Source organism: Streptomyces sp. ActVer, from assembly GCF_027270795.1.
Taxonomy (GTDB): domain Bacteria; phylum Actinomycetota; class Actinomycetes; order Streptomycetales; family Streptomycetaceae; genus Streptomyces; species Streptomyces umbrinus_A.
Genome location: NZ_JAPWHT010001027.1, coordinates 1 through 560, shown reverse-complemented (window position 1 = coordinate 560; position 560 = coordinate 1). Strand labels below are relative to the sequence as shown.

Genomic DNA, 560 nt, shown 5'->3' with positions numbered 1-560 from the left:
GCGGGAGCTGCCCGGCTGGGGGGGCCCCGTCGACCTGCTCCTGGTCGCCACCCCGGACGGCAGCGAGCCCGGCCTCTCGCTCCTGGTCGAGCAGGCCTACCGCCGCGGCTGCACGGTCGCCGCCGTGGCCCCGGCCCGCTCCCCGCTGACCGAGGCGGTGGACGGCGCCCACGGCCTCTTCGTACAGATGGCGACAGCCCCGTACGAGCCGGGGGCGCCCTCCGCCGCGTCCGCCCCCGGAGTGCTGTGGGCGCTGCTCACGCCGCTGCTCGCGCTCCTGGACCGCACCGGTCTGGTCACCGCTCCGCCCGAGGCCCTGCAGAAGGTCGCCGACCGGCTCGACCAGATCGCGGAGCGCTGCGGCCCGGCCATCGCGACGTACAGCAACCCCGCCAAGACCCTCGCGGCCGAACTGGCCGAGGCGCTCCCGGTGATCTGGACCGAGGGCACGTCCGCGGGCCCGGCCGGCCGCCGTTTCGTCGGCGCGCTGGCCGAGCTGGCGGGCCGCCCAGCGCTCGCCGCCGAGCTGCCCGAGGCACTCGACGCGCACAGCGTGCTGC

General features: G+C 77.9%; 1 protein-coding gene. It reads left to right on the top strand.

What is annotated here, in order from left to right; genetic code table 11:
• The coding region (locus O3Q52_RS53950) for an SIS domain-containing protein (RefSeq protein WP_332113043.1) at positions 1-560 on the top strand (560 nt) is incomplete at both ends.